Source organism: Streptomyces sp. NPDC001315, from assembly GCF_042896175.1.
In the GTDB taxonomy this organism is placed as follows: domain Bacteria; phylum Actinomycetota; class Actinomycetes; order Streptomycetales; family Streptomycetaceae; genus Streptomyces.
Map to the genome: position 1 here is coordinate 1 of NZ_JBIAWZ010000056.1, position 1,743 is coordinate 1,743.

Consider the following 1,743-nt stretch of genomic DNA (forward strand, 5'->3'; position numbering starts at 1 on the left):
GGTTGTGGTCTTGAAGGCCGACGTTGTCGTATGGGGTGGGTGCAGATGTCGATGCAGCCGAAGGGATCTGGGGAGATCCCGGCGGAGACGGTGCGGGTGGCGCGGGCAGCGTTCCCGAAGGGGAGCCTGGCCATCCGGGTCCGGGACGAGCTGGGACCGCTGTTCACGGATGAGGAGTTCGCGGACCTGTTCCCGGTACGGGGCAAGCCAGCATGGTCGCCGGCGCGGCTCGCGCTGGTGCTGGTGTTGCAGTTCGTCGAGGGACTGACCGACCGGCAGGCCGCGGAGGCGGTGCGGGCCAGGATCGACTTCAAGTACGCCCTCGGCCTGGAGCTGGACGATCCGGGTTTCGACTTCTCGGTGCTGTCGGAGTTTAGGGACCGGCTGGTAGAAGCGGATGCCGGGCGGCGGGTGCTGGACGGCATCCTGATCGCGGCCCGGGAGAAGGGCCTGCTCAAGACAGGGGGCCGAGCCCGCACCGATGCCACACATGTGCTGTCGTCGGCGCGTGAGCTGTCCTGGCTGGAGATGGTGGCAGAGACACTGCGATCAGCGCTCAACGCGCTCGCCCAGGCCGCCCCGGACTGGTTGGCCGAGGTTGCCGAGCCGGACTGGTTCCGGCACTACGCCACGAGGGCCGAGGATTCCCGGTTTCCCAAGGCCCGAGCCAAACGCGACGAGGTGGGCTTGCGGATCGGGACGGACGGGATGCGCCTGCTGGCGGCGGTCCTCGCCGCAGACGCACCGACCGGCCTGGGCACCCTGGCCGAGGTGGAGACCTTGCGGCAGATGTGGGTCCAGCACTTCCACCTGGTGGCGGGCGAGGTGAGGCGCCGGGACCCAAAAGACCGCCCGCCGGGCGCGTCGCGCCTGGTCACCCCCTATGACACCCAGGCCCGCGGCAGCGTCAAACGCGACACCCTGTGGGACGGATACAAGGTCCACCTGACCGAGACCTGCGAGCCGGACGCCCCGAACCTGATCACGAACGTGGCCACCACCGTCGCCACTGTCCACGACAGCGTGACGGTCCCGCAGATCCATGACTCGCTGGCCGAACGGGACTGTCTGCCAGGTGAGCACTGGGTCGACGCCGGATACCCCACCGCCGGCCAGGTTGTCGCCGCCCGCAGGGACCACGGCCTCGACCTGCACGGGCCGATGGCCGCCAACACCGCCGCGTCGGCCGACGGCCCCTTCGGACAGGACGCGTTCACCATCGACTGGGACCGCGAGCAGGTGACCTGCCCGAACGGGATCACCAGCACCCAGTGGCACCACCGGCACTCGCAGCAGGGCCTGCCCGTCATCCGGATCCGCTTCAGCCCCGCCGACTGCCGCAGCTGCCCCCACCTGCGCGCATGCGTGAACTCACCCAAGGCCGAACGCCGCGAGCTCAACCTGCGCCACCGCGACGAACACGAAGTCGTCCAGGCAGCCCGAGCCGAGCAGCGAACCGACGCCTGGAAAGACCGCTACAAGATCCGCGCCGGAGTCGAGGGCACCATCTCCCAGGCCGTCCAGCGCTGCGGCCTGCGCAGATCCCGCTACCGCGGCCTCACCAAGACCAGCCTCCAGCACCAGCTCACCGGCGCAGCAATCAACCTCGCCCGCCTCGATGCCCACTTCACCGGCACGCCCCGGGCCCGCACACGCACCAGCCACTTCGCACGACTTCGCCCCGCCGACCAGACGGCCGACGGGGCGAAGAAGGCGTAAGACCCCGGATTAACCAACAGCATC

1 protein-coding gene is annotated in these 1,743 nt (G+C 69.7%); it reads left to right on the plus strand.

Annotation, left to right across the window (positions count from 1 at the left end; translation table 11 throughout):
• The first annotated feature begins 45 nt into the window (after positions 1-45).
• Positions 46-1,719 carry an IS1182 family transposase gene (locus ACFY16_RS43085; RefSeq protein ID WP_390652685.1) on the plus strand — a complete coding sequence of 558 codons (1,674 nt, stop codon included), beginning with the start codon at positions 46-48 and terminating at the stop codon, positions 1,717-1,719.
• Positions 1,720-1,743 lie beyond the last annotated feature (24 nt).

Coding starts and splice junctions, on each gene's coding strand:
- ACFY16_RS43085 (WP_390652685.1), top strand. CDS start 46: ATGTCGATGCAGCCGAAGGGATCTGGGGAGATCCCGGCGGAGACGGTG.